Source organism: Vibrio fluvialis (assembly GCF_900460245.1).
Classification (GTDB): Bacteria; Pseudomonadota; Gammaproteobacteria; order Enterobacterales; family Vibrionaceae; genus Vibrio; species Vibrio fluvialis.
In genome coordinates this window covers 1,448,150-1,475,134 of the sequence record NZ_UHIP01000001.1, presented here as the reverse complement: position 1 = coordinate 1,475,134, position 26,985 = coordinate 1,448,150, and the positions used below count along the sequence as shown (strand labels likewise).

The following is a 26,985-nucleotide window of genomic DNA, read 5'->3' as shown; positions in this document are numbered from 1 at the left end:
ATGTCGATTAAGCTGACCGCACAGCAGTTATCTATGCGTTTTAAAGATCGCGTTCTGTTTCACATTCCACAATTGTCGATTGGCCCGAATGATGCGATTTATCTCAAGGGTGACAACGGTGTGGGTAAAACCACGCTGCTTAAAATTCTGTCCGGGCTTCTGGTTCCGACCACGGGCAGAGTGTCTAACAGCCAGATGTGGTGGCGCAGAATCTGGCGTAGCAAAGCGCGCCGCAACGTTATCTACCTGCATCAAAGTCCCTATCTGTTCGACGACACCGTGTATCAAAACGTGGTGTATGGCATTCGTTTCTCTTCTCTGTCTGCCAAAGACAAGCGTGCTGAAGTGATCACTGCGCTGCGCATGGTGGGACTAGAAACATTGGCCGATGAGCATGTCTCGGTGTTATCCGGTGGTGAAAAGCAGCGTGTTGCGATGGCTCGCGCGTGGATTTTAAAGCCGTCTATTTTGCTGATGGATGAGCCGAGTGCGTCATTAGATCAGGAATCTATCGACAGATTAGTTATAATGGCCAAGGATTTACTGGACCGAGGCTCCAGTTTGGTGATCACCAGTCACCAGACCAACGCGCTCACTACATTGTGTAAAAAACAGTGGTGGATTAAAGACCGTACCTTGGTTGAATCACCGCTGCTTCATGTCGTCAAAGAAGAACAAGAGAATACCTATGTTACTTCCCTCTCAAACTAGTTGGGTGATTTTAGCGGGTGGGCAAGCCAGCCGCATGGGTGGAAACGACAAGGGACTGATCAAACTCAACGATAAACCTTTGGTTCAGCACGTACTGGAACGTCTGCAACCTCAAACAGACCACATCCTCATCAATGCCAACCGCAATCAGGAGTGGTATCAACAGTTCGCGCCTGTGGTTTCGGATCAGTTTGCCGGTTACCCGGGCCCACTTGGTGGTATTCACGCCGGACTCAACGCAGCGCAGACTGATTGGGTCGGCTTTGTACCTTGTGACAGCCCGATGATTGCGAGAGACCTGGTGGCGCGTTTTTGCGCCGCAGTGACGCCGCAAACCGATATTCTGGTCGCGACCGATGGTGAACATCAACAACCCGTGTTCACACTGTTTCACAAACGCGTGCTGCCAAAACTGGCGACGTTTTTGGAGCGTGGTGACCGCAAAATTATTCTGCTGTATAACGAATGTCACACCGCCGAAGTTGATTTCAGCGATTCACCAGACTGCTTTTTCAATTTAAATACGCCACAAGAGCTGGCTCAATTCGGAGCATTACAGCCATGAATTCATCGCATTCTTCACGCCCATCCCTGCCTTTGCTCGGTTTTGCGGCGTACTCCGGAACTGGCAAAACCACCTTGTTGGAAGCCTTGGTTCCCAAACTTACAGCGGCTGGCCTTCGCTTAGGCATTCTGAAACATGCTCATCACAATTTTGATGTCGATAAGCCGGGCAAAGATAGCTACCGTCTGCGCAAAGCCGGTGCATCCCAGATGCTGATCGCCTCACGGAATCGCTTTGCGTTGATGACGGAAACGCCGGATGCAGAAGCCGAGTTTGACTATCTGTTGCAACGCTTTGATGCTCAGCAGTTGGATGTAATTTTAGTGGAAGGTTGTAAGAACATTGCGTTTCCGAAAATCGAACTGCACCGTGCCGAGGTTGGCAAACCGTGGCTTCACCCGAACGATGACAACATCATTGCGATTGCTGCTGATGAAACGGTGGAGTCGTCCCTGCCACAGATGAACATTAATGATTTGGATGCGATTGCCAAGTTTGTGCTCGATTACGTTGGCAAAGCAGGCAAACCTCTCGAATCAAAAACCGGCAAAGCTGAAACCGGAAGCTGCGATACGCTTTCCCCTGCCTTCTTATCCGTAGAACAAGGTCGCCAAAACATCCTTGATGCAGTAAAGGTGCTGACAGAATCTGAATCCGTTGCGGTCAATGAAGGCTACCAGCGGGTATTGAGTGCGGTGGTAACGTCCCCTATCAACGTACCGGCATACCGTAATTCCGCCATGGATGGTTACGCTATTCGCAGCGAAGACATTGGTTTGGCGCAATTTGAACTGGTCGCGGAAGTAATGGCGGGCCACGGCTACAACAAAGTGCTGCAAGCCGGGCAAACGGTGAAGATCATGACTGGTGCGCCCGTTCCTGAGGGCGCAGACACGGTGGTGATGCGCGAACAGGCACAAACCAATGGAAATCGCGTGTCTTTCGGCGATGCGTACATCAAGCCAGGTCAGAACGTGCGTCAGGCGGGCGAAGATCTGGCGCTTGGTCTACATGTCTTCGAGGTTGGCCAACGAGTACTTTCTGCTGAGATGGGCATGATAGCATCGCTGGGTTTTGCCACTTTGCCTGTTTATCGCAAACTCAAAGTCGCCCTGTTTTCCACCGGTGATGAAGTGCAGGCGCCTGGCAGTGAACAGAATGATCACTGCATTTTCGATTCGAATCGCTACACCCTGATGGGGTTACTGACGAACTTGGGGTGTGAGATCATCGATCTTGGCATTATCGAAGACGACGAAGCGCGAATGATGGAAACATTGCAACACGCCGCAGAGAATGCGGATGTGGTGATGACCTCTGGCGGTGTTTCTGTCGGTGATGCCGATTTCATTAAGTCCGCACTGGAAAAACTGGGACAAATTGATTTCTGGCGCATCAACATGCGCCCGGGACGTCCACTTGCGTTTGGCCATATCCAAAACAAACCTTTCTTTGGTTTACCAGGCAATCCTGTCGCGGTGATGGTGTCATTCATCAATTTTGTCGAGCCTGCCCTGCGCAAGATGCAAGGTGAAACCAATTGGACTCCGTTGAAAATCAATGCGATTGCGATGGAAGAGCTACGCTCCCGTCAAGGGCGCACTGAATTTAGCCGTGGTGTCTACACCCTTAATGAGCTCGGTCAGCTCACGGTCAAAACCACGGGTAAGCAGGGTTCCGGCATTCTGCGTTCTATGAGCGAAGCGAATTGCCTGATTGAAATCAATCCTGCGATTGATACGGTAAAAGTCGGTGAAAGCGTGACAATCATCCCACTACAAGGCAGAATCTAGCCCATTCATAAGGTATGAGAGAGAAAACATGGCTCGCACCATTATTTACACCTACAAAAACGAAGAGAAAACGCTGACATTCTCATACGAGAAACATCGCAATATTCATGAAGCGGTCGCCGAAGCAGAAGGCATCGATTTGAAAGACTATCTGAAGATGGAACAACAAATTGAAGCGATTTCGGATACCAAAGCGGTACGTAACTACCGTGATAACCACTTCAAGAAGTTGGGATTTGGCACCATCACCCTGCAAGCCAAAGAGAACTTTGGTGTCGGTAAAAAGCCGAAACAGTGATGATGAAAAAAGGGCTTGCGACTGCAAGCCCTTTTTCTTTATTTGATGTTCAGGAATGCCGCGCCGCGCACACCACCTGAATCGCCATGTTTGGCTTTGATGATCTTCGGACATTTCGCTACCGACAGCAGATGCTTAGGTACGCGCTTTGGCATCTCTTCATAGATCAGTTCGAAGTTCGACAGGCCACCACCCAACACGACAACGTGCGGATCGTTCGCGGTAAAGATATTACCGAAACAGATCGCCAGCAGTTCCATAAAGCGCTCAACGTGCTCAACCGCTTTCGCCTCACCTTCTTTGTGCGCGTTGATGATCTCGATCGCTTTCTTCTTTTCGCCAAAGTAGTGTTCGTAAATCAGCTCAAAACCGCGGCCAGACAGGTAGTTATCCATACAGCCTTTATTGCCGCAACCACAGCTCAGCAGCGGCGCTTTATCAGAGCCTAAATGGAACCAGGCATCAATTGGCAAGCGCATGTGACCGATTTCACCCGCAACGTGGTTGCGGCCAGAAAATACTTTGCCTTCGTAAACCAGACCACCGCCAAAACCTGTACCCAGGATCAAACCCATGACGGATGGCGCGTCTTTCAGTTCATCATCCCACGCTTCAGACAGCGCGAAACAGTTCGCATCGTTTTCAATTTTTACGCTGCGGCCAATTTTGGCTTCCAGATCTGCGCGTAACGGTTTGCCTTTTGCAGACGGTACGTTTACGGTCAGAACGGTACCATCATCAGCATCTTCCATTCCTGGCAAGCCAAGACCAATTGTGCCTTGGACGCCAAATTCTTCATCGTATTTCGCAACCAGACCAGCGATCGTGTCCACCAGTAGCTGGTAATCTTCTGTTGGTGTCGGCACGCGCTCAGTGGCTACGCGTTCAAGCTTCTCGTTGAATGCACCAAACTCAATTTTTGTCCCGCCGACATCAAAGCCGTAGTACATGCGATTCTCTCCTAATAAAGCACCCCAACCTTGGGATCAAAATAACAAAAGTTAAACAGCGGTATTATCCATAGACCACCTGACACAGTCCGTGACCAAGGACGGGTTTATTTTGTCACTTGAACTGATTGCGCAGTTAGCAACCAGCAAATTGCCAGAGTTTAGAGTGACTTCTCGCTTTCGCGATGCTCAATGAATCGTTTCAGGGCAATTTTTTCACCATCCACTTTGAGGCGAGACTTACACATCAGGTAGCTCTCTTTAAAGGCGTCGAACCACAGTCGCAGTGTGTCTGCGGCTTGATATTCCCCGAACTTATCCAAAACTAAACTTGCCACTTCAGCGGTCGCCAGATGTTGTTCGTTATCTGACTTACGCATGACGTAACGCGACAAAGTCTCCGGCTCGATCGATACTAAAGGCAGATTGGCGAGGTAATCCGATTTACGGAAAATGCGCTTCGCTTCGCGCCAACTGCCATCGAGGAAAATTAAAAGTGGTTTGCGACGGTCTGTTCTCTCAGGCAGCGCGGTCATGACGCGTTGTTTGTCTTCTTCAAGTTCGGCCGGGAAAACGAGAATCGGGAAATAGGCAGGATCGTTCAGGATCGCCAGCATCTCTTCTGCGGGTTCTGTCCGGCTCCACTGAAACACGTAGGTTTCTTTTATGATGTCGGCAATTAAACGCCCGGTGTTGCTGGGTTTAAACACTTCGTTTTCAGAGACGATCAACATCACCGCAACGTCGGTGTCGACATCAGGCTGGTGGGCACACAAGCAGTGCGCTTCACTGACATGGCAATACGGGCAGCGAATGATACGTGACCCGCGAGCCAAAAAAGGTTTAGTTGATCGTTCAAGGCGATACTGATACAAACGATGGAAGGCGTGAATTCTCATAGACGCAGTGACAGAGGAAAAATAGGCTGCGATTTTACTGACAGCTTGTGCCCTGCGCCAGTGTTGTCTTGAGGGAAACGTAAAGTTTTTAGCGAAAAGGAAATTTGCTGGAGGCGATGATGTTACAACACACAGAAACCGTTCGACTGATGATTTTCATGCTGGTGCTGATCGCATGTGCACTGTGGGAATCGAATCGTCCGCGAAAAATACTGACACAGAGAAAGTGGCTGCGCTGGGTAAATAACCTCGGCTTAGTTGGCCTCAACAGCCTGCTTTTGACGTTGATGATGCCGATCGTCGCGGTATCCGCGGCGCACTGGACCGAAGTGACTCACTTTGGCCTGCTTTACTGGCTGGAAATTCCGCCAGCTCTTGCCTTTGTCCTGTCCATTATCTTGTTAGACGGCGTGATTTACGCGCAGCATGTGATGTTTCATCGCCTGCCCGTTTTGTGGCGTTTGCACCGTATGCATCACGCGGATCAGGACATTGACGTCACCACCGGTACACGTTTCCATCCGGTCGAAATCATTATCTCGATGTGGATTAAAGTGGGTGCGGTGACGTTGATCGGTGTTTCACCACTTGCCGTGGTTGTGTTTGAAATTGTGCTCAATGCCAGCGCAATGTTTAACCACAGCAACGCTCGTCTGCCGCTTGCGGTCGATAAATGGCTGCGCATCCTGCTGGTGACGCCCGACATGCATCGTGTCCACCATTCTGTTATTGAACGTGAGACACACTCCAATTTTGGTTTCTTTTTATCGGTGTGGGATCGGCTGTTTGCGACTTATATTGCCCAGCCAGAATTGGGACATGAAGGGATGAAAATCGGTCTGCCGCAGTTTCAGCAATCCCGAGAACAATGGCTGGATAAAATGCTTACCCAGCCATTTCGGGAAAGTTAACTCAGAGTGTACTTGTGCAGCATCGCTTGCTGATGGCCAGCGATTTCGGCCACTTGCTCTGAGCTTTCGACCATGGCTTCGAGTTGTAGCTTAGTTTGCTCACCTTGCTCTGAAATTTGTGTAATGGACTGGCTGACATCCGCTGTAGCGCGTTCTTGTTCTTCCGTGGCCACAGATATTTGCTCAACACGAGCGCGAATGTGGGTCACTGCCTGCTCAATATCAGAGAAGGTGGTTTTAACCTCTTCGCTGGATGCGAGAGCATGCGCCATTTCGGTACGTGAATCTTCCACTGCCTGACGAGAACGGCCAGCCGCTTGCACCAGCTCGTTCATCATTTCGCGAATATTGGCTGTCTGTGTTGTGGTGTCGCTGGCAAGCTTGCGCACTTCATCCGCGACCACCGCAAACCCTCTGCCCTGTTCACCAGCACGTGCCGCTTCAATCGCGGCGTTCAATGCCAGCAAGTTGGTGCTGTCGGCAATACCGCTGATCAAATCGACCATTTCACGAATTTTGGTCACGCGTGTGTCGAGCTCCAGCATCGCCGATTCGTTGATATTGAGCGTTGAATCGAGAGACTCCAGACGTTGACGGTTCAGTTCGACCACCTTCACGCCATTGGCCGAGTGCTCCGCGGCAGACAGTGAATCCGTGTAAGAATCATTGGTCACGCCCGCAATTTCACGAATTGATGCTTCGAGCTGGTTGATGGTGGTCACCATATTCATCAGTGCCTGGTTTTGCAGGGCCAGACTCTTATTCGATTGATCGGCGGCGTCGTAACTCAGTTCAGCCGTTTGATACAGCGTTTCGCAGTTGCGTGTAACGGTCGAAATGGAATCGTGTGTACTGTCGATCACCTGATTGAGTTGGTTTGCGATGTGATGAAACTCTTGCGGTCCCGTCATCGAAGCTTGATGCGCCAGATCGTGTTCGGTCATCAACGTCAGATGTTTGCTGATATTTCGCATGCCGCTGTTGACCCATTTACGCAGTCCAAACCAGGCAAGTACAATCATCACCACCAGAGCCGCGCCACTCACCAATTGAATCCAAGTGACGTTTTTCATCGTGCTTTGCACTTCTTGCTCTTTGGATGCGATCAATGATTTGGCATCATCCGACAACGCATTCAGAATGCTGACCGTCTGTTTAGCGACGACGGCCGCTTGCTCAAATTGCTGGTTTTGTTGTTGTGACGTTTCTAACTTCGTGAGGATCTGATCCAGGATGCCGCCGGATTTGAACCCGGTTTTCACCATGTCATAAGGCGCGGTCAGGCTGGCAAAGTCAGTAACATCCGGGTGCCACTCTTTGAAATCGTCATAGGCCAGTTCAAGGCCCGCAATGCGGCTTTTCAACTCTTTGTATTGGGTGTGTGCCTTGTCTAAATCCTCCTGCATCATCAGCATCAGGAAAGTACTTTCCATTGAGCTTGCCGAAGCGGTAAAGCGATTGGCTGCATCCATCGATTCCGGGTTGTCGACAGAAAGAAATGAGGCAATACGGCTCATTTCAGGCCCAATCGAACTCAAACCATAACGAAAGCCTGTTGCCTGCTGGGCAATTTCTTGTTGTTGAGCAAGCTGTTGCTGCTGAGCGTTGAGAATATCATTCGATAAGTTGCTCAGTTGCGCAATGCTGTCAACCAGTACCTGTTGTTTGCTGGCATCGATCAAATTGTTGAATTGAGCCGCGATGGTCTTCATCTGCTCAAGAGAATGCTGGGCTTGCGTATCGAGCTCAGAAATGTTGGACTGAATAGCCGTGAGCTCGTCAGTGGTTTTGGCACGCGTGCCGTAACCCAGGTATTTGACCTGTTCGAGAATGTTTTGGGTTAGTGTGGCGTTATTTAACGCGAGCGGCAATGCCTGCTCCGATAAGTGATTGAATTGATACCCCACCCGTTCGATGCCTTTGATACTGGTGACAGACAACACGATAACGAGTAGTGTGATCGACATAAAGATGGCAGTGAGTGTTTGGATTAAAGAAAACACTTTGCCCTGCTGAGTAAGCTGAGTCATAGGAAGTTGAGAGTCCGATTCCACTTTTAAAGATCCGTCGACATGGTAGGAATCGAATGTGTCAGAAATATTTCATTCAAATTTCAGTTAAGTGACAGATGATGATAAATCGCATTCCCTATCTGATTTTATTGCTGGTTTTGGCTGGTTGTTCGTCAGCGCCGCAAGAGCAGGCAGAACCCGATACCGCCGTGTCGGTACCGGAGAGTTTGACGCCATTTGAGCAAACCGAAGAGCGTAAAGAGATTGCGCTTTTTGATATTTATAACCAGTGGCAAGGTGTGCCTTACCAATTGGGCGGTAATACAAAACGTGGCGTGGACTGTTCGGCGTTTGTGCAAATTGCTTACCGCGAAGCCTGGCAGCAGCCTTTGCCGCGTACAACATCGTCACAGAGCCAGGTTGGCAATGCGATTAAGTACAAACAGGCAAAATATGGAGACTTGGTGTTCTTCAAGACATCACGAACGACGCAACATGTCGGGGTCTATCTGGGCAATAAACTTTTTATGCATGCATCGACATCTAAAGGCGTGATAATTTCGAGATTGGATAACCCGTACTGGGCATCTAAGTTCTGGCAATTCAGGCGGATTGAAGATCCGCCCGTTGTCAATTAATCGTACTTGCTGACTGCTGAATCAAACAGGTTTTTTACCAGCGCAATATACTCATCCAGAAAAACGATTTGATCGTTTGTCGCTGGTTTACCCCATACACCTGCCAACACTTCACCGAGATCTTCTACAACAGAATCGGCTTCTTTCAATAACTGAAAACGTACGCTGGAGTGAAGCTCTGGGTTTTGCTCAAAGATAGCCATGATGTTGCTGGCGACCATATCCGTTACGACGTCTTCGACACTCTCTTTGCCAGTGTCGCCTTCGCGCGTAAAGATATCCATGTTCATTGCCAGATGTTCAATCAGAGCCAAATAACCATCGGTTTCTACAACCACTTTTCTTCTCCGCTATACCGCTTTGTGCCAGACACGACGTTACCTTGTGTAATACTAAGCCATGTGTCCGTTTTTTCACAGTTTCTTACCGAGGATAATTACCTCAGAACCTTGCCTAATATCAAGAGACGGACACATTTTGGCGAATCGATAACAGGACGTTGAGTCTTAGAAAGGCTCAATATTGCATTACAAGGCGACATTATTGCACCGGATCGTTATTGTGCGGAGATAACTTGCTGAAATGAGTTCTCGTATTTTTGATAAAAGTCACATTTATATGCATTTGTAGGAATGAGTCAGTAAGTGAATGAAATTCTGTGCATTCGTGGTCTGAAATATTGGCAATGATCGCCTAAACTTGCATACAACGACGTACGGGGATGGAGCAACACTATGTGGCAAGCGATCGCTCAACAGCTCTCAGATACTCTGATGTTTCAATACGACATCACAGAAAAGACGAAGATCAACGGCGGAGACATTCATGAGTGTTACATGATCTCCGATGGTAGCGAACGGTATTTCATCAAGCTCAACCAGCGTGAGTTTCTGCCTCAGTATGAGTTAGAGGCGGAAAATCTGCGCATGATGCGTGAAAGCTCCACAGTATTTGTCCCGGAGCTTATTCTGGTGGGTACCAGTAAAAGCCACGCGTTTATCATCCTCAATTACCTCCCCACTAAGCCATTGGACGATGCAGCCAACAGCTTTAAATTTGGTGTTCAACTGGCGCAACTTCATCAGTGGGGGGATCAAAAAGAGTACGGGTTCGATGTCGATAACTACATCGGTAACATTGTTCAGCCCAATCAGTGGACCAAAAAATGGAACCACTTTTTTGCTGAACAGCGTATCGGCTGGCAGTTGCAGTTGCTGAAAGAGAAAGGCATTGAGATGGTCAACATCGATGAATTTGTCGAGTTGGTCAAACAGCGCCTTGCCAACCACACGCCTCGCCCATCCCTGCTGCACGGCGATTTGTGGCATGGCAATGTGGCTAACTCAGCGTTCGGTCCGATTTGTTATGATCCGGCTTGCTACTGGGGTGATCGCGAGTGTGATATCGCCATGACGGAGCTGTTTGGTGGATTCCAACCCGATTTTTACCAGGGTTATGAGAGTGTCATGCCACTGGATTTCAACTACGGTGAACGCAAGGACATTTACAACCTGTATCACATCCTTAATCACTACAATCACTTTGGTGGTCACTATTTGGCTGAGGCGGATAGTTTAATTAAAAAAATTCTTTCTTTCTAACAGGTTAGACTGAGTTTTTTGACACATTTTGTGACGTTAAAGGGTTCCGGATTAAGGACCCTTTATTCGTTTTATGCCTTGCCTCAAGTTTTGTACTTAATTTATCTCTTTAACTAACTTCACGGCTTACTATTAATTCATCTCCCACAGATGTAAGGAAAGCGAGATGAAAGAATTCACTGAAAAAACGGTTCTATGCCCGCATTGTGGCCATTCCATCCGTATTACTCTGGACTCTTCCAACGGTAGCCAGGAGTTTTATGACGATTGCCCTGCATGTTGCCATGCGATTCATCTCAATATGATGGTCGATGAGCAGCAGGACACCATCGAACTTTATGTCGATGCGGATGATGAACAGATCTTCTGATAAAAAAAGAGCGCCTAAGCGCTCTTTTTTATGCTTCTCGCACGGCGAGAACACGTTCTACGGTGTCGACTATCGCCTGAGTTTGCGGGTCGAACTCGACGTTCACGTGGTCACCCATCTGTTTGTAGCCAAACAGCGTACGCTGCATCGTTTCTGGAATGAGATGGACGTTAAAGCGGTTGGCTTTGACTTCGCCGATAGTCAGCGAGCAGCCATCTAAACCGATAAAGCCTTTGGTCAGCACGTATTTCATATGTTGCGGTGGCAGTTCAAACCAGATAGTACGGTTGTTCGGGGTGTCAATCACATCCACAATGGTTGCCATCTGGCTGATATGGCCAGACATACTGTGCCCGCCAATTTCATCACCAAATTTTGCTGCACGCTCGATGTTGACCAAATCTCCGGCTGCGAGTTCACCAAGATTGGTCAGGCGCAACGTTTCCTGCATTAAATCGAACGAAACCTGAGTGCCGTCGATTTTCGTTACCGTCAGACAACAGCCGTTGTGCGCGACAGATGCGCCAATGGACAAACCCTGCCCCAACGCTTCAGGCAGTTCAAGTACGTGAGTCTGGAATTTTTCTTTCTTTTCGATGGTCACAACTTTTGCTGTGCCTTGCACAATACCTGTAAACATTTTGTGATTCCGGCAGTTTTTCGTGGAGCTTAGTGTGACATTTCTTTATCATTCACTCCAGCATCAAAATTTGCTTTTGGTGCTCTCTTGCAGTTATTCCTTCCGGAGAAATTCGTGCACCGTTATAAAAAAGAAGCGTCTAATTTAATTAAGTTAGCCACGCCAGTCCTGATTGCATCTGTTGCTCAGACGGGTATGGGTTTTGTCGACACCATTATGGCTGGTGGCGTGAGCGCTATCGACATGGCAGCGGTGTCTATCGCGGCCAGCATTTGGCTGCCTTCTATCCTGTTCGGTATCGGATTATTGATGGCGCTGGTACCTGTGGTTGCTCAGCTTAATGGCTCTGGCAGGCAGCATAAAATTCCGTTTGAAATTCATCAAGGTGGTGCATTAGCGCTGTTGGTGTCGGTGCCCATTATCGTGGTGCTGTTGCAGACTGAATCAATCCTTGGATTGATGAAAGTCGAGCCGCTGATGCAGGAAAAATCGATTGGCTACATGCACGCGATGGTGTTTGCGGTACCTGCATTTTTACTGTTCCAGACACTGCGCAGCTTTACCGACGGCATGTCGCTGACTAAACCTGCAATGGTAATTGGTTTCCTGGGCTTGCTGTGCAACATTCCGCTCAACTGGATCTTTGTTTACGGTAAATTTGGCGCGCCAGCACTAGGCGGCGTCGGGTGTGGTGTCGCGACCATGATCGTCTACTGGATGATGTTTTTGATGCTGCTGTTCTATGTGGTGACATCAAACCGTTTGGCGCACATCAAATTGTTTGAAACGTTCCACAAACCACAATTAAAAGCCCAGGTGCGCTTGTTCCGTCTTGGTTTCCCGGTTGCTGCTGCCCTTTTCTTTGAAGTTACCTTGTTTGCAGTAGTTGCGCTGATGGTAGCGCCGCTCGGTTCACTGGTTGTCGCTGCGCATCAGGTTGCACTTAACTTTTCGTCTCTGGTGTTCATGTTGCCCATGAGTATCGGTGCGGCCGTGTCGATTCGTGTCGGACATACTCTGGGTGAGAAAGATTTCCGCGGCGCGGCTATTTCCTCGAACGTTGGTCTGATGTTGGGTGTCGGCACCGCCGTGGTGACGGCGGCCCTGACCGTTTTGTTCCGCGAGCACGTATCAATGCTGTACACCGAAAACATGGCAGTGGTGAGCATGGCAATGAGCCTCCTGATGCTTGCTGCGATTTATCAGGTGGTGGATGCGGTTCAGGTCATCGCTGCAGGCGCTCTGCGCGGTTACAAAGACATGGCCGCAATTTTTAACCGAACCTTTATCGCGTACTGGATTCTGGGTCTGCCTTCGGGGTACATCCTGGGTATGACCGACTTAATTGTTGAACCGATGGGCGCCAAAGGATTCTGGATCGGCTTTATTATCGGTTTGAGTTCGGCGGCCTTGATGTTGGGGCTGCGCCTGCGCTGGGTACACAAGCAAGATGACGAAATGCAGATGCACTTTGCCTCTCGCTAAGCGAATGATTTAAAAAGGCCAGCATTGAGCTGGCCTTTTTTCTATGCTGAATAGAAGAAGACGGAGGTGATGTGCGCTATTGGCTAATCGGCTTGATGACACTGTTTATCGCAGGCTGCGATCTCTCGCGGGCGCCTGTTGAGCGTGATTTTGCCGATTACATTCAGCGTATCGCCAATGTTCAAGATGCTGAACTTGTTGCTCTACCCACTACGCAAAACCAAATCCTGCCTGATAAGCGGGAACTGGCCATCACATTGGAACCTTTGACTATCGGCCTGCTTGATAGTTACGAACTGCGTAAATGTGCGTTATTTTCTCTCATCGCAGAACGCAACTCGGTACTGGGAAAGGTGCAAGATGAGTTTCGCCGTTTTGATTATGAAGTAACGCTGCTGCAGGGGCTGACCCGCTGTATTGCTGACCAGGATATTTCACCCAAGCTGCGCCAGCAGCTCACAGAGATTGAAGCGGTTAAGCAGCAGGAACTGCCCGCATATTGGTATAACCTGCTTTACACCAGCGAAGCGATGCGCAAGCAATTGACAGGCCACGAATGGCTTCAAGGTAGCTGGGATGTGACTCAATTCGAAGAAGCACTCGCAGCCTTTACCACGCTTGACAACGCCATCAGTCAGCAGCAACTGGCGCTCACGTTACCAGCCATTACGCCGTATCAGGAGGTACTGGAAAAACAGCCGTTACTGGGGCAGTTGAAATTTTCGCTCGATAACTCGGCACAATGGCTTTCGGCGGTTACCGCTCAGCTCACCACTTACGATGCGGCCATCATCTGTGGGGCTAACCGAAATCAGACCAAACTCAATTACCTGCGTAATGTCTTTCAGTCGATATACGTCGAAACTCTGCAACCTTACCTTGCCAGAATTGACAGTATTTACCTGCAACTAGAACCCAACTTGGTGCCTTTCTCAAAGCACGATCAGGGAACATACTCATTTACGATTGTGCAAAGCCACCAAGCATTTCGTCACGCAACTAAACAGCACATGCAATATTGGCAAGCGCTGTTTCAACGCTGTTCTGTGGCGGTCGGCAATCAATAAATTTCTCTCACTCGTACAAAGCGGGCAAATCTTGGTTTGCCTTCGGCGGTGAGCCCGTTATAGCGGTACGTGATGAGGCTGCCAATTTCAGGTGGGTTCAGGCGCTGCTCGTCGGAAAAACCAGTGCCGACATAAAACTCTGTCCCTTCATCGGTTCGAACCAACACAGACCCCATCAGGCCTTTGTATTTACCGTTGCCGATTTTGTACCCCACGACTCTGGCTTCCGCATCCTGATGTTTTTTGAGTTTGAGCAAATCATTGCTGCGCCCTGCCTGGTATCGCGCGGTAACTTTGCGCAGCATAATACCTTCACCATTCTCATTAACCAGCGTATCCAGATAGCGCAGCAATTCCTGCTCTGATAACACAGGCGTGTGTTCAATGTATTTGATGTGTTTGGAAGAAGCGGAATCAACCACATGGATCAAATTGTAATAGCGTTTGGTGTAATCACCGGCGGCATCGGGCATATCAAACAGCATGAAATCGATCTTGCGCCACGCCTCATCCGACGGCGTATGATCGAGAACCGTCTGCTGAACCAGTGCAAAGTGTCCGCGTCCCGCCCAAAGTTCTCCTTCCAGTGCATAATCCGGCAGCGGATCGGTGAACCACCGCGGAGCATAGATGGGATTGCCATTACGAGTCAGGAGTTGTTTGCCATTCCAGATGGCTCGAATACCATCGAGTTTTTCACTCTGCCAGTATTCATAGATGTTGATGCCGTCGTGGTATTCGTTCGCCTGAGCGACAGGTACAAAAGCAAGGGGATTGGCCAACGCGGCCGAATGCTGCGTTGTGAGTAGAGCCGCAGCAATGAGAGTCAGTTTAAGTTGCATGAGCACGTCCTGGTGATCGGTTACGTGCTCTATTGTGAAAAGGTTATTCCGAGATACCAAAAGCGTGAGTAAGACATTGCGAGAACATTCAAGTTTTCTCTTCTCGAATGAAATTGGGCAGTGTCACAACCCGCGATCGGTATCAAACTTCTTCATCGTAAGTGTTAGCTAAACCAGCCAAAACATCTTGGTAAGTATCGATTTCACACACAAAAACGATCATTTTTTCTATAAAATTCATCGCTATTCTCCTAGTGTTTGCACATGATCACGACCAGCTTTGATGCCCATTTGATAGCCCAAATCCAGCAGTGGTTTTTTCATCGTTAAGCGTTTAACGGCAAAGTTTTCCGGTGGCGCTATGACGCGAATGGTTGCGTCTTTTGGCGGATGACGAATAAATTCCAGTGAGCCATTGTATTTTTCAGCGCGGTGAATGATGGAGTTTGCCACGTGAGGATGACGTGCAAACAGTCGTTTCATCATCCATTCACTTTTGGGCTTTGCCATTTGATAACTCAGTGGATGTGACAAAATCACCGTAATATCACGCGCTCCGCGTCGGTAAGCTTCTTTGACCGGAATCGAATCCGCAATACCGCCATCGGTGTAGCAACCACCGGAAAAACACGGCATCTGTTTATAAACCAACGGCAATGCAGAACTCGCTTCTATTGCGGTCACAAAGTTATCTTTGGTCACCCGGTAGTAATCGGCTTTACCCGTTTCCACGTTGGTCGCTGCCGCGTAAAACGGTACTGAAGAAAACAGGCGCTCTTCATCGACAGGATAGATACGGTTGGCTTCATCAAGCAGCCAGCGTACATCCACCAGACTGCCGCCGCGCAAGAAGCGTCCTGGATTGTAAAAATCTTTACTGGTCGCCAGATTGGTAATGACCTGATAACTGCGCAGAGGTTGATGAGATAAATAACCGACAAGATTGGATGCCCCGGCAGACACACCCATGACGAAATCATAAGGGCGGTAGTTAAAGTCCATGAAGGAATCCAACACTCCGCTGGCAAAAATGCCGCGCATCGCTCCACCTTCGACGACCAGTGCTGTTTTCTCTGCCATCTGCGTTCTCCTCTTATCGTTTGAATGAGATCAGAATAGGCCTAAGAACGCCATACGCCAAATGGGTTTTGGTTATTAATCAGATAGGTATCTTATATGTAACTTAATGAACAAGGGTTAACTCAATGGCCAGTTCTTGTTTATTTGCTGCGGCTCGTGGGCAATCGGCACACACTGAACGGCCATGACATTTATAAACCAGACAACAACTGCTGCGTATCAGTTTGAGCTGTTGAGTTTCGGGATCGAGCTTGAGACTTGCCAGATGTTTTTCCGGCAGTTCAAAGGCATCCAGCCACAAGCGGGCCTGAGTCAGGATTTGAGCGTTGGAATAATGCGGACGCAATTGTTGAAGTCGCACCAAGCAACTAAGCAGCATGTCGGCGAGCAAATGTTGGGTAAAACCAGGGCGAATGCGGACAAATTGGTTCATTGCCTCGCGGTACTGCTCAAACAGCGTATTGAGTTGATGCGCAGCGTGATAAATGAGCTGAGTCCGTTTTCCTGTTTGCCATTCATGCGGCTCGAAACTGAACCCAGCAACAAACATCGGGCGGCGATACTGAGCAAGGCGGGTAAAATCCGGAAGCGCTTTTTGTGTGTATACCGACAAAAACGACAGATAAACCGGCTGCCAGCATAGTAGACCCCAGGTGCGTGTTAACCAATACGCCTGCCCGGCTTCCGGCGTCGCGGCTTTAAGTTCTTCATAAAGCGACGCGAATACTTCCCCATTATTGCGAGTCAGCGCGATAACGTCTTCGTTGCCCTGTGCTGTGCCGACACGACCATCAAGGTATGGCGTAATTTGCTGAGCATAATGAAAAAGAGATTCAAAAGCTGCCTGACTCTGCATGCTGACCTGATGCATGGGTGCGGTTTATCCTGTAATGCGGCTAAGACCTAAAGAATACAAATAACCATTATCATTTGCAAATTAATGCTATTTGCAAATCAATATTATTTACCTTTATTACAATGCCACCTTATCGAATATTTCCGTACTCGTACCGCCATAAAAAAAGACCTCACTAAGAGGTCTTTTTAATGCAATATCGCGCGGTGTTCAGGATGTTTGACGCGTCTGGATCTCACGCAGTTGTGTGAGGTATTTGATCCAGCCTTTGGCTTCATCCGATGGCTCAAGATTATTTGATTTCTTCGCCTGAATCAGCGCCTCTTCCAGTTGGTTGAGCTTGTAAAGCGCACGAGTGCGTGCAAGTGCAACCTGAGGTTGACGATCCTTCTCCTGCACTTTATCCAGTTCAGCCAGTGCCGAGCGGTAGTCACCTTGTTGGTTGAGAAGCTGCGCGACGTTCCAATGGTATTTACGATCGAATTTCGCGGCCAGCGTCCAGGTTTCAATCGCGCGATCCCACTCTTTGGCACGCTGCCAGTAAAACGCACGCTCGGTGATGAGTTGAATGTCTGAGTCAGCCTCATCCAGCAGTTCAATCACTCGCGCTGCCCGCTCTGGAACGCCGTTTTGCGCATAAAGCTGTGCCAGGAGACGCAAATCGTGCTGGCTTAGCTCAATCCCCTGAAGTTTGGCTAGCCCAAGGCTGCTAAGCGCATCTTTTTTCTGTCCGGTGCGCAGTTCCAGACTCACCAACTGTAACCACCAGTTGCCCTTTTCTGGCTCCAGAGCTATCAAGCGCTTAAGTGTCGGGATAGCCGCTTTCCACTGTTCCAGTTGTAACTGCGCTCCGAGCTTCACTGACAACGGTGACACTTCATCCGGTCGTTTAAAGCTTTCATAACGAGCGATCGCATCAAGAGATTTTTGCCACTGCTGCGCCTGATAATGAATTTGTCCGATACGCAGCCACAGCTCATACACTTTCTGATCTTTCGGCGCTGATTTCACCAGCTCATAGTAGTGTGGCAGGGCTTGCTTGTACTGGTGGTCCATTAAAAGCAGGTCTGCCAGCATACGACGCGTCGTCCAACCCTGATCGTCCGCCAGTTCACCACTAGTGACAGCGTCACTCAACGATTGAATGGCGGGTTTAAGCTGCTCGTTCTGCCAATAAAACACGCCGAGCATGCGCGCAAAGTACGCTTTGTCGTAAGCGCGAGAGACATCGGAGTTTTTCAGCGTACTGATGGCGTCGTTTAGCTTGCCGTCTTGTGCCAATTGGTTCGCTTTCATGGCTTTATTAGCCGCGTACTGGCTAAGCTCCACGGCCATGGCGAACGATGTTGAGCTCATCAGCAGTAGACAGACGATTAATCGTTTCATCATTTGGCTAGTTTAAACTCCAATTTTACGGTTTGACCCGGCTGAGATACCGCATTGCCATCCAACAATTTCGGTTGGTATTTCCAGTTCCTCAGCGCATGCATCGCTTCACGTTCAAACATGCGGCGCGGATTCGCGTCGACGACTTCAATATCGGTCGGACGACCAGTTTCATCAATGGTAAATTTTAGGACCACGTAACCTTCCACACCACGTTTCAGGGCACGAGGCGGATAGCTGGGTTCAACGCGATAGAGCGGCAGCGCCTGCTGGTTTACGCCAAAGTCACCAAATGTCGGCGCACTGATCTCAATGCCGTTGATTGCGGTATCCAGCCCCAAAGACGGTACGCTGGTTGGCGACACGGTATTGCTGGCAGCAGTTTGTTGCTGCGACACTGGTGTTTCCGGTGGCTGTTCCGGCGCTTTCGGTTGCTCCGGAACACTACGCTGGCGGCGTTGAACATCTTGTTCCTGCTCCACCATCACCATGTTGAAGCTCAACGACTGCCCTTGTTTGGGGGCGCGCATACCGTCGTTGTTGACCATCCATGCCATAAAGGCAAACAACCCAATCGAGATGCTTGCGGCAAATGGCATGGCTAACAATAGACGCCCCATCAGCGTTTCTCCGCAGCCAGCGCGATGTTCTTCACACCTGCCCCTTTCGCAGCATCCATCACTTTTACGACGGTGCCGTTATAAGCATGCTCATCAGCCTGAATCACCAGTGATGCGTCAGGTTGTTCCAGTAACAGGTGCTCCAGCGTCGCTTGAACGCGTTCTACGTCAACCTGACGTTTATCGATATAGATGTCGTTGGCTGAGGTGATGGCCACAAAAATGCCCGCATCTTTCTGCGCCACCACATTGGCGGCTGACGGACGATTCACTTCCACACCGGACTCACGCACAAACGAGCTGGTCACGATGAAGAAGATCAACATGATGAATACGATATCCAGCATTGAGGTGAGGTCGATTTGCGCCTCTTCTTGTTTCGACTGACGTCGACCGAGTCTCATCGCTGACTCCTTAACGATTTTTCTAATTTCAGTTCAAACAGGCGACAGGTTTTGGCCAGACGCGCGTGCACGAACATACCGGCCAGCGCAGCGACCATGCCCGCCATGGTGGGCAGAGTCGCAAGAGAGATGCCTGACGCCATTAATTTAGGATTGCTGCTGCCTTGGGTTGCCATTACGTCAAACACCGAGATCATCCCGGTGACCGTGCCAAGTAGTCCGAGCATCGGACAAATGGCGACCAGTACTTTGATGACATTGAGGTTTTGGGTCAGCGCGATATGCGCCTGACCAATCCAGCCCTCGCGAATGGCGTGCGCGTGCCACGATTGGTGATCGTTACGGGCATGCCACTGTTCAACCCACTGCTTACGTTGTTTCGGAAAAGTGAACGCGAGATAAATCACGCGCTCAACCACCAACAGCCAACATAGAGCGACGACCGCAGCCAGCCACCAAAGCACTGTTCCACCCTGAGCCATAAACTCAGACAGTGGCAAAAACAGATTTTTCAGTGAAAACAACCAGTCTGCTTGGTTCATCTTAATTCCTTACGCTGCGTTACCAACAACACGAGAAGCGGGTGTGATACCACATTCGCGTTCAGCTTCTTCCGCAACCAGACCAATCCCCTGCTTCTCGAGAATATTGCGAATGTTCTCGGCTTGCGTGCTGAGGATGTTGTGCGCCAGCAGCAGTGGCATGGCCGCCACAAGGCCAAGCACAGTAGTCACCAGTGCCATCGAGATACCGTCCGCCATCACTTTTGGATCGCCGTTACCAAACTGAGTGATCACCTGGAAGGTCTCAATCATCCCGGTCACCGTACCGAGCAGACCCAGCATCGGTGCCAGTGCAGCCAGCAGCTTCAGCATCGACAAGCCTTTTTCCAGACCCGTTTGTTCATCCACGACCGCTTCAAGCAAGCGCAGTTCCAGTGCTTCAACGCTACGATTCTGCTCTTTGTTGTACACAGAGAGAATACGACCCAGCGGGTTGTTACCCGGTTGATTTGGTGCTTTCAGCTGCGATTGAATTTTCTGACGTGCAATCGCCAGCACGATGCCGCGGTAAACGCCGATAATCAGGCCAACGGCCAGCAGCACCAGAATGATCTTACCAATCACGCCACCTGCTTCCAGACGCTGTTGCAGTGTCGGAGCTTGAGCCAATTGCTCTAGCAGCGTGCCACGTGATGGATCCAGTACCACAGCAGCCGTGTCACCCTGTTCGATAGACGCTAGAGAAGACGATGTCGGACCATTGTCTGGTTGCTTCTGATACGCGATGGCGTCTTTACGCGCGTTGTTCCAGTTGACGTAACCTTGCTCAGTCACCAGGCCCAGCGCACCAATGCGGGTCGCGGAAGTTGTTTGTGTGCGACCTTCACCGTCAATAAACGCAATATCGTGCGTGCTGATTTCGCCGCTGGCGTGGATTTGCTCATCCATCGCATGCCACAGACCAATCAACTGTTTCATCGAAGGTAAAGATTTTGCCGCGACGATGTCATCGATGACCGATGCGTATTGCTGACGGTCAACACCCGTGACGGAGTTTTCCAGCTCCGCACGAATCTCTTTCGCATTTTGACGTACTACGCCAAAAATTTCGCCCAAACTGCCAGTTTCTAAACGCAGTTTTTCTTCCAGACGCGCCAGACTGTTTTCGTTTTTGCTGAACTGAGCAGAGAGCTTGTCCGCTTCGGCTTGCAAAGCGTTACGTTTGGCAACCAGCGCGGCTTTTTCTGCTTTCAGTTCTTGTTCTGTTTTTTTGAAATCCGCTTCGCGCTTCACGTTGTGCGTCTGCTCTGTGCGGTTTTCAGTTTTTGCTTGTTGAACGAGATTCGTTGTTGCAAAGGTTGGCGCAGTCAGAATCAAGCTCAGCCCCATCACAGAGACAAGTTTATTCAATGTCATCATTTTGCCTCCGCTTTAGTCAGGGATACAGGAAGAGTCAGGAGTGTTGGCGCAATCTGTTGGTTTGCCAGATTAAAGGCAGTATCCAGATCTGCCTTGTTGCCACTCTCTACAGACAGCCATTGCTGCTGCTTTTGATCCCAAGACCAGTACTTGGTCGCATTCAGGTTACGAGCAATCAATGCTACTCGGCCTAAATACAGGATATCCGCCTCTACAGCGTCATTATCCGCCAGTTGGATTTTGTCCTGATAGATGCCCAGTTTCGAACCGTAGTCCATTTCAATTTGATACGCTTCAAGGATACGACGGTATTTCTCGGCATCGCTGACATCAGCGCGTGGCATCAGCGCTTTAAGTTTCTCAATACGATCTTCACGAGCGGTCAGACGAATCGGTTTATCCTGACTCAGATTGGTTTGCAGTCCGTCAATCATCTGGTACATCAGCGGCACAATGCCTTGACGAGTCTGGTTGATTTCGACGATTTGCTGTTGAAGACTGGAGATCTCGCTTTCCTGACTGACCACCAGTGACGCTAGGTGATCTCGGTACACGGCAAGGTTTTTGACCTCTTCGCTCAGTTGTTCAATCTCAGATTGCAGCTCCATCGCGGCGGCCGAGCTTTTATCGATCGTGCGCTGACTAGAAGCAGAGGCTGCATTAGTTTGGGTCTGAATGGCTTTCGCATCGTCCAGTGTATTGGCATAAGCTGGAAGCATGGTCGCTGCTGAAAGCAGTACAAGGCTAGGTTTTAAAAGGTTCATCATCGTAATCATTTACCGCGTGAGAATGCGAATATGTTATTGATAAAAGCTCTCATTATCAACTAAGTTTGCCATTCTAGCCGCTTTTCTTGCTGGCGACAATCGTGGGGTGAAGAATGATCGCATAAGCTCGGTGTTACGTATGCCCTTTCGTCTTGATAAAAAGGATAGTGTTATGAAATTGTGGAAGTTTAATGTGTTTGTCTTGTTGGCAATGTTGCTGGGCGGCTGTACCGGAACACCGGAGAAAGTGACGCCCGTAGGCAGTTTTGAGCTCAATCGTTATTTAGGGACCTGGTACGAAATCGCTCGGCTTGACCACAGTTTCGAACGCGGTTTGAACCAAATCAGCGCCACCTATTCACTCAATGACGACGGCAGCGTCAAGGTCATCAATCGGGGCTGGAATGAAGAGGCACAGCAATGGCAGGAAGCGGAAGGCAAAGCCAAATTTGTCGAATCACCGGATATCGCTCACTTAAAAGTGTCGTTCTTTGGCCCGTTTTATGGCAGCTACGTGGTGTTTGATTTGAAAGATGATTACTCACTGGCGCTAGTCAGCGGCTACAACACCGACTATCTATGGCTGCTGTCACGCACACCGACCATTGCCGATAGTGAGTTGCAAGCCGTCATCAAAAAAGCGCAGGCGGCGGGCTTTGATACCTCAAAGCTGATTTTTCCGCTCCAGAAAGCCAAATAGCCATATTGATTTCATCACACTTTTGGCTTTCAGTTTGGTCACCCGCCAGTGTGTGGCCGGGCGAACGGGTGTGGTGTCAATCAGATGTTGATACGCCGCTTCATCAAAGGGAATGTCTTTACCATGAGCGAGCAATAATGTGTTAGGTGCAAGGTCCAGTACGCGCTTGACGGAGAGGCGATACTGATTCGGATAGAAGATGGGAAAAGGAGAAATCAGCCGTTTCTTCACTTCCACAATCAAATCTGCCACATACAAGATACCCTGCTGGGGATGGTAAACCGATAAATCGCGATCGGTATGTCCCGGTGTTTCCAGCACCTGCCAATCTTCAAACCCCGGAATCACGTCGCCGTCACACAAACGAATGTCTGCTCGCAGCTTACGGGCGAACCACAAACGGCGCTTCGGACAGCGCAAGCGGTTTGCCATCCAGTGCGCTAACGCTAAATCGGTCAGGTACATTAACACGCCATCCCAGCCCTGATACCAATGGTTCGTTTTGTTAGCAGAAACGATTTTGCACCCGGTCAGTTCGCGCAGCTTATGCGCACCACCGGCATGATCCGGATGCATGTGGGTAACGACCACCGCTTTTAAGTCGCGGAATGGGCGCTCAAGTGTCTTTTCAATGAATGCCTGAATCACGGGCACATCGGCACGGCTGGCACCATCAAGCAACAGCAGTTTATCCGGGTATTCGGCGAGATAGATGTTTTGGATATAACCTTTAAGAGTATGTAATTTCACGCGTTTCCTTCGCTGGTCTGTCCACTCCTTGGATTAAAGTAAGCATAGCACTACCGGCGGCTCTGGCACGTAAAAAACGAAAACGGGCGAGTAAAAACACTCGCCCGATCAAATTAGTAGCTAAATCCTGTCGATTTGGCGACGTTTATCATGTTTTCCCGCAAGTTATCTGCGATTGATTTCAGGGTCTGCATTTCATCATCGGTAAACGGATGAATCAGGATTTTTTCCACCCCGTTGCGTCCAACCACGGCTGGCAAACTCAGCACCACATCTTTCAGACCATACTCTCCGCGTAGCAGAGTACCGACTGGCAGCACCGAATGTTCGTTGATGGTCACCGCCTGAATAATACGAAATACACTGGCCGCGATACCGTGCGTGGTGTTGTTTTTACGTTTGAAAATTTCATAGCCCGCCTGTTTGACGGACTCAAGCAGCTCATCGGCGTCAATCCGGTCAAGATGGTTCGCATCGCAGTAATAGTCTGCGGCTTGTCCAGCGATACTGATTAAACTTTTGGGCGTAAAACAGTGGCTACCGTGTTCGCCCAGCACATAGCCAAACACATTTTTCGGATCGAGATTGACGCGTTGGGCAACGATGGTCATTAAACGCGCGGTATCCACCACGCAACCTGCCGAGATCACCCGGCCCGGACTGTAACCGGTGTTGGCGACAATGCTGTGCGTGACAATGTCACAGGGGTTGGTCACCACAATCAGTACCGCTTTAGGTGCCACGCGTTCGATTTTCTTGGCGATATCAACGCCAATTTTGCTATTGATTTCAGCCAGATCCATCCTTGACTGGCCTTGCTGAATTTGCGCGCCAGCGGTGATTACCACAATATCTGCGCCGATCAGCTCCAGATAATCGTCCGTGGGTACGATGCGGGTATTTTTAGAAAACGTCAGCGCCGCCGTATGGCGAAAATCGAATACTTCGCCTTCTGCGCGAGCAACATCCCGGTCCAACAAAATCAGTTCACTGACGCTGCCTAAGGTCAACAGGTAGTTACAGATCCCTACCCCAACAGCGCCTGCACCTATCACACCTATTTTCATTTTCTTTCCCTGATAAAAACGACAATAACTTCAACTGATGTTACTAATGTTAGCAATCTTTGTTCCAATTTTATTTTGTATTTTTCTCATAACCTGGCGTTTTGGACTGAGATATTGCGCTTTGTTAGGTCATTTGAATGATTACTTGCGCCATAACTGTGCAATCGTCCGATGAACCACAGAATGTGATTTTGCTCAATCGATCCATAAATCTTTCATAAGAATGAAATTTAACGTCCACGGATGTGAAACATTTTTTCGCCACCATAGCGTCAAACGAAACAAGAACAGTCTCGTTCGAAACTCAACAAGGGAAAACACAATGAACAAGCTATGGTTAGCGGGTCTGCTGTCAGCAACCTTTTCAGGATCAAGTTTAGCGGCAACAGAAATTACCTGGTGGCACGCCATGGGTGGTCAGCTAGGCGAAACCGTGAACAAGATTGCGTCAGATTTCAACGCGTCACAGAACGACTACAAAATCACTCCCGTTTATAAAGGTGAGTACACCGAAACATTGACGGCCGGTATCGCGGCATTTCGTGCGGGTCAGTCGCCAAACATTCTTCAGGTGTTTGATGCCGGTGCAGCAACCATCATGAACGCACCGGGTGTAGCAAAACCCGTACAAGACATCATGATCGATGCGGGCTATTCGTTTAACTCCAAAGATTACCTGGCAGGTGTGCGTAACTTTTATGCCGACAACAACGGCAAAATGGTGGGCATGCCATTCAACTCTTCAACGCCCGTGTTGTACTACAACAAAGACATTCTGAACAAAGTGGATGGCGAAGCGCCAAAAACGTATGAGCAGCTTGAAGCACTGGCGGCAAAGCTGAAATCCAAAGGTTACGTGGCATTTTCTCAGTCACACACACCTTGGATCATGTTTGAGAACTTCAAATCTCGCCATGACTTGCCCCTCTCTGACCATGAGAACGGCTACGAGTCACTCTCTTCTAAGTTGATGTTCAACACCAAAGACATGGTGATGCATTTCAAGAAACTCAAAGAGTGGTCGGACAAAGGTTACTTCAAGTACTACGGCAGTAACTGGGATGCAAACCAGACGCCATTTGAACGTCAGGAAGTGGCGATGTGGATGGGCTCTTCGGGTTCATTCGGCGGCCTGCGTAACCGCGTGAAGTTTAACTTGGGCACGACGTACCTGCCTTACTGGCAATCTCTGAACGCCAAAGGCACACACACGTTCATCGGCGGTGCGGCGCTGTTTGCACTTAATGGTCATCCTAAAGCGGAAGACAAAGCGGTCGCGGCCTTCTTTGCTTACCTGACTCGCCCGGAAGTACAAATGTACTGGCACGAAACCACAGGTTACGTTCCCGTCACTAACGCAGCCTATGACATGACCAAAGCGTCAGGTTACTACACCAAGCAACCGGATGCGGAAGTGGGCGTGAAACAGCTGAGCCTGGCATCGGGTGAATGGACCAAAGGTTACCGCCTGGGTTACTACCCGCAGATTCGTGAAGTGATGCACCGTGAATTCGACAACATTTTCGCAGGCCGCTCTTCGGTTGAAGAGAGCCTGAACAAAGTCGAAGACGAAAGTGAAAAACTGCTGAATCGCTTTGCACGCACCGTGCAATAACGCGCTCGCCTGCTTACCTGAGTAAGCAGGCTTTCTTTTTGATGCTGTTTTCGCTTGTACGAAAAGTAGCTAACCCAACCCCAAGATTAAGTGAAGATTCTCGCTTCACAGAATGTTGCCGGGGTTAAGAATTACTGGAAAGAGTCGTGGAACGTCGACAACAATTTTTTCACTCACCACTGCCTTATTTTTTGCTGGCGCCTCAAATCGTGATCATCGCGATCTTCTTCGTTTATCCAGCCGCTAAGGCAATTTATCTCTCATTCATGCTGGAAGATCCGTGGGGCATGTCCTCCACGTTCGTCTGGTTTGAAAACTACCAGATGCTGTTTCAGTCGAGCGACTACCTGGAATCACTCGGTTTCACCGTGCTGTTTTCGGCACTGGTATCGTTTCTGTCGCTGGCCATTGCGCTGTTGCTGGCCGTCAAAGCCGACAATGTGATTCATGGCCAAGGCCCGTACAAAGTGACGCTAACCTGGGTTTACGCCGTTGCCCCCGCCATAGCGGGCATCATTGGCGGGTTTCTGTTTAACCCACACATCGGTGTGCTGACCGATTTCTTCGCCAAAGTAGGCTGGAAGTTCAGCGTTCAGACCGACCCGTTCGATGCCACTTTTGCATTGATTTTGGTTTCAGTATGGAAACAGGTCGCGGTCAACTTCGTTTATTTTCTCGCCGGATTGCAGTCTATCTCTTACGCGGTCAAAGAAGCGGCCACGCTCGATTGCGTCAGTGACAGCAAACGCTTCTGGACGATTACGTTTCCGCTGCTGGCACCAACGGGCTTTTTCCTGTTGGTGATCAACCTGACGTACGCCTTCTTCGATACGTTTGGCGTGATTGACACCATGACCAACGGCGGCCCGGGCGGCACCACCACCTCGCTGGTGTACAAAGTATATCGCGACGGTTTTGTCGGTGCTGATTTGGGCGGCAGTTCGGCGCAATCAGTCGTGCTTCTGCTGCTGGTGCTCGGCCTGACATTTATTCAGTTCCGCTTCGTTGAAAAGCGCGTGCACTACTGATTGACGCG

The 26,985-nt window shown here is 49.5% G+C and carries 29 protein-coding genes; 13 read left to right on the top strand and 16 right to left on the bottom strand.

Annotated features, from left to right (window positions below; all coding sequences use genetic code 11):
• The 4 genes from DYA43_RS06960 to DYA43_RS06945 are packed head-to-tail and all read left to right on the top strand — an operon-like array spanning position 1 to position 3,367.
• A complete protein-coding gene (locus DYA43_RS06960; RefSeq protein WP_061056508.1) occupies positions 1-711 on the top strand; it encodes an energy-coupling factor ABC transporter ATP-binding protein in 711 nt (236 codons plus the stop codon).
• Positions 689-1,276 (top strand): molybdenum cofactor guanylyltransferase MobA, encoded by a 588-nt coding sequence (mobA, locus tag DYA43_RS06955; protein WP_061056507.1) that lies wholly within the window; start codon positions 689-691, stop codon positions 1,274-1,276. Before DYA43_RS06960 ends, mobA begins: the two co-directional genes overlap by 23 nt.
• Positions 1,273-3,069, top strand: a complete 1,797-nt coding sequence (locus DYA43_RS06950; RefSeq protein WP_061056506.1) for a bifunctional molybdopterin-guanine dinucleotide biosynthesis adaptor protein MobB/molybdopterin molybdotransferase MoeA — start codon at positions 1,273-1,275, stop codon at positions 3,067-3,069. The genes mobA and DYA43_RS06950 overlap by 4 nt, the downstream gene beginning before the upstream one ends.
• A gap of 28 nt (positions 3,070-3,097) precedes the next feature.
• Positions 3,098-3,367 (top strand): DUF2960 family protein, encoded by a 270-nt coding sequence (locus DYA43_RS06945; protein WP_020331039.1) that lies wholly within the window; start codon positions 3,098-3,100, stop codon positions 3,365-3,367.
• Between the two features lie 38 nt (positions 3,368-3,405).
• Here DYA43_RS06945 and nagK read toward each other — a convergent pair whose 3' ends face one another.
• Positions 3,406-4,317, bottom strand: a complete 912-nt coding sequence (gene nagK, locus DYA43_RS06940; RefSeq protein WP_020331038.1) for an N-acetylglucosamine kinase — start codon at positions 4,315-4,317, stop codon at positions 3,406-3,408.
• 161 nt (positions 4,318-4,478) lie between these two features.
• Positions 4,479-5,216, bottom strand: coding sequence for a tRNA-uridine aminocarboxypropyltransferase (locus DYA43_RS06935; protein WP_061056505.1), 738 nt, complete (start codon positions 5,214-5,216; stop codon positions 4,479-4,481).
• 119 nt (positions 5,217-5,335) lie between these two features.
• Between DYA43_RS06935 and DYA43_RS06930 the strand changes: the two genes are divergently transcribed.
• Positions 5,336-6,127 (top strand): sterol desaturase family protein, encoded by a 792-nt coding sequence (locus tag DYA43_RS06930; protein ID WP_061057215.1) that lies wholly within the window; start codon positions 5,336-5,338, stop codon positions 6,125-6,127.
• Here the strand turns inward: DYA43_RS06930 and DYA43_RS06925 are convergent.
• Complete coding sequence (locus DYA43_RS06925) at positions 6,124-8,157, bottom strand: methyl-accepting chemotaxis protein (RefSeq protein WP_172465281.1); 2,034 nt, start codon at positions 8,155-8,157, stop codon at positions 6,124-6,126. The two genes, DYA43_RS06930 and DYA43_RS06925, sit on opposite strands and share 4 nt — an antisense overlap.
• 98 nt (positions 8,158-8,255) lie before the next feature.
• Here DYA43_RS06925 and DYA43_RS06920 point away from each other — a divergent pair, with 98 nt between their 5' ends.
• Positions 8,256-8,777: an NlpC/P60 family protein gene (locus tag DYA43_RS06920; protein ID WP_061056503.1), complete on the top strand. Its 522-nt coding sequence runs from the start codon at positions 8,256-8,258 to the stop codon at positions 8,775-8,777.
• On the opposite strand, the gene DYA43_RS06915 is transcribed toward DYA43_RS06920, so the two are convergent.
• A complete protein-coding gene (locus tag DYA43_RS06915; RefSeq protein ID WP_020331033.1) occupies positions 8,774-9,115 on the bottom strand; it encodes a DUF3802 family protein in 342 nt (113 codons plus the stop codon). The genes DYA43_RS06920 and DYA43_RS06915 overlap by 4 nt on opposite strands.
• Before the next feature lie 396 nt (positions 9,116-9,511).
• Between DYA43_RS06915 and DYA43_RS06910 the strand changes: the two genes are divergently transcribed.
• Together DYA43_RS06910 and DYA43_RS06905 are read left to right on the top strand one after the other, a co-directional pair.
• Positions 9,512-10,378 carry a fructosamine kinase family protein gene (locus DYA43_RS06910; protein ID WP_020331032.1) on the top strand — a complete coding sequence of 289 codons (867 nt, stop codon included), beginning with the start codon at positions 9,512-9,514 and terminating at the stop codon, positions 10,376-10,378.
• A 166-nt stretch (positions 10,379-10,544) separates the two neighbouring features.
• A complete protein-coding gene (locus DYA43_RS06905; protein ID WP_020331031.1) occupies positions 10,545-10,748 on the top strand; it encodes a CPXCG motif-containing cysteine-rich protein in 204 nt (67 codons plus the stop codon).
• Between the two features lie 28 nt (positions 10,749-10,776).
• Here the strand turns inward: DYA43_RS06905 and DYA43_RS06900 are convergent, their stop codons facing one another.
• On the bottom strand, positions 10,777-11,388 hold the full coding sequence (locus DYA43_RS06900; protein ID WP_061056502.1) for a riboflavin synthase: 612 nt from the start codon (positions 11,386-11,388) through the stop codon (positions 10,777-10,779).
• Positions 11,389-11,502: 114 nt separating this feature from the next.
• Between DYA43_RS06900 and DYA43_RS06895 the strand changes: the two genes are divergently transcribed.
• On the top strand, positions 11,503-12,873 hold the full coding sequence (locus tag DYA43_RS06895; RefSeq protein WP_024374072.1) for an MATE family efflux transporter: 1,371 nt from the start codon (positions 11,503-11,505) through the stop codon (positions 12,871-12,873).
• A gap of 71 nt (positions 12,874-12,944) precedes the next feature.
• Complete coding sequence (locus DYA43_RS06890) at positions 12,945-13,940, top strand: DUF3080 domain-containing protein (protein WP_061056501.1); 996 nt, start codon at positions 12,945-12,947, stop codon at positions 13,938-13,940.
• Here the strand turns inward: DYA43_RS06890 and DYA43_RS06885 are convergent.
• The 9 genes from DYA43_RS06885 to DYA43_RS06845 form a co-directional block, all read right to left on the bottom strand.
• The gene (locus DYA43_RS06885) at positions 13,934-14,782 is read right to left on the bottom strand and encodes a DNA ligase (RefSeq protein ID WP_020331027.1); all 849 of its coding nucleotides are present in this window, start codon (positions 14,780-14,782) and stop codon (positions 13,934-13,936) included. The two genes, DYA43_RS06890 and DYA43_RS06885, sit on opposite strands and share 7 nt — an antisense overlap.
• 243 nt (positions 14,783-15,025) lie before the next feature.
• Entirely contained in the window at positions 15,026-15,862 is an 837-nt protein-coding gene (locus tag DYA43_RS06880) for a patatin-like phospholipase family protein (RefSeq protein ID WP_020331026.1), read from the bottom strand.
• 103 nt (positions 15,863-15,965) lie between these two features.
• The gene (locus tag DYA43_RS06875) at positions 15,966-16,733 is read right to left on the bottom strand and encodes a siderophore ferric iron reductase (RefSeq protein ID WP_104408483.1); all 768 of its coding nucleotides are present in this window, start codon (positions 16,731-16,733) and stop codon (positions 15,966-15,968) included.
• Positions 16,734-16,928: 195 nt separating this feature from the next.
• The gene (locus DYA43_RS06870; RefSeq protein WP_172465291.1) at positions 16,929-18,104 is read right to left on the bottom strand and encodes a tetratricopeptide repeat protein; all 1,176 of its coding nucleotides are present in this window, start codon (positions 18,102-18,104) and stop codon (positions 16,929-16,931) included.
• The gene (locus DYA43_RS06865) at positions 18,104-18,724 is read right to left on the bottom strand and encodes an energy transducer TonB (RefSeq protein WP_020331022.1); all 621 of its coding nucleotides are present in this window, start codon (positions 18,722-18,724) and stop codon (positions 18,104-18,106) included. Before DYA43_RS06865 ends, DYA43_RS06870 begins: the two co-directional genes overlap by 1 nt.
• Positions 18,724-19,128: an ExbD/TolR family protein gene (locus tag DYA43_RS06860; protein ID WP_020331021.1), complete on the bottom strand. Its 405-nt coding sequence runs from the start codon at positions 19,126-19,128 to the stop codon at positions 18,724-18,726. The genes DYA43_RS06865 and DYA43_RS06860 overlap by 1 nt, the downstream gene beginning before the upstream one ends.
• Entirely contained in the window at positions 19,125-19,670 is a 546-nt protein-coding gene (locus tag DYA43_RS06855; RefSeq protein WP_020331020.1) for a MotA/TolQ/ExbB proton channel family protein, read from the bottom strand. The genes DYA43_RS06860 and DYA43_RS06855 overlap by 4 nt, the downstream gene beginning before the upstream one ends.
• Before the next feature lie 9 nt (positions 19,671-19,679).
• Complete coding sequence (locus tag DYA43_RS06850; protein WP_061057213.1) at positions 19,680-21,047, bottom strand: MotA/TolQ/ExbB proton channel family protein; 1,368 nt, start codon at positions 21,045-21,047, stop codon at positions 19,680-19,682.
• Positions 21,047-21,814, bottom strand: coding sequence for a DUF3450 domain-containing protein (locus tag DYA43_RS06845; protein WP_172465290.1), 768 nt, complete (start codon positions 21,812-21,814; stop codon positions 21,047-21,049). Before DYA43_RS06845 ends, DYA43_RS06850 begins: the two co-directional genes overlap by 1 nt.
• A gap of 175 nt (positions 21,815-21,989) precedes the next feature.
• Here DYA43_RS06845 and DYA43_RS06840 point away from each other — a divergent pair, with 175 nt between their 5' ends.
• The gene (locus tag DYA43_RS06840; protein WP_061056499.1) at positions 21,990-22,517 is read left to right on the top strand and encodes a lipocalin family protein; all 528 of its coding nucleotides are present in this window, start codon (positions 21,990-21,992) and stop codon (positions 22,515-22,517) included.
• Here the strand turns inward: DYA43_RS06840 and DYA43_RS06835 are convergent.
• Both DYA43_RS06835 and DYA43_RS06830 read right to left on the bottom strand, forming a co-directional pair.
• Positions 22,482-23,267, bottom strand: a complete 786-nt coding sequence (locus tag DYA43_RS06835; RefSeq protein WP_061056498.1) for an MBL fold metallo-hydrolase — start codon at positions 23,265-23,267, stop codon at positions 22,482-22,484. The genes DYA43_RS06840 and DYA43_RS06835 overlap by 36 nt on opposite strands.
• A 113-nt stretch (positions 23,268-23,380) precedes the next feature.
• Positions 23,381-24,334, bottom strand: coding sequence for a lactate/malate family dehydrogenase (locus DYA43_RS06830; RefSeq protein WP_032081390.1), 954 nt, complete (start codon positions 24,332-24,334; stop codon positions 23,381-23,383).
• Positions 24,335-24,656: 322 nt separating this feature from the next.
• Between DYA43_RS06830 and DYA43_RS06825 the strand changes: the two genes are divergently transcribed.
• Together DYA43_RS06825 and DYA43_RS06820 are read left to right on the top strand one after the other, a co-directional pair.
• Positions 24,657-25,949, top strand: coding sequence for an extracellular solute-binding protein (locus DYA43_RS06825; RefSeq protein WP_061056497.1), 1,293 nt, complete (start codon positions 24,657-24,659; stop codon positions 25,947-25,949).
• Positions 25,950-26,095: 146 nt separating this feature from the next.
• Positions 26,096-26,977 carry an ABC transporter permease subunit gene (locus tag DYA43_RS06820; protein ID WP_061056496.1) on the top strand — a complete coding sequence of 294 codons (882 nt, stop codon included), beginning with the start codon at positions 26,096-26,098 and terminating at the stop codon, positions 26,975-26,977.
• Positions 26,978-26,985: the final 8 nt, after the last annotated feature.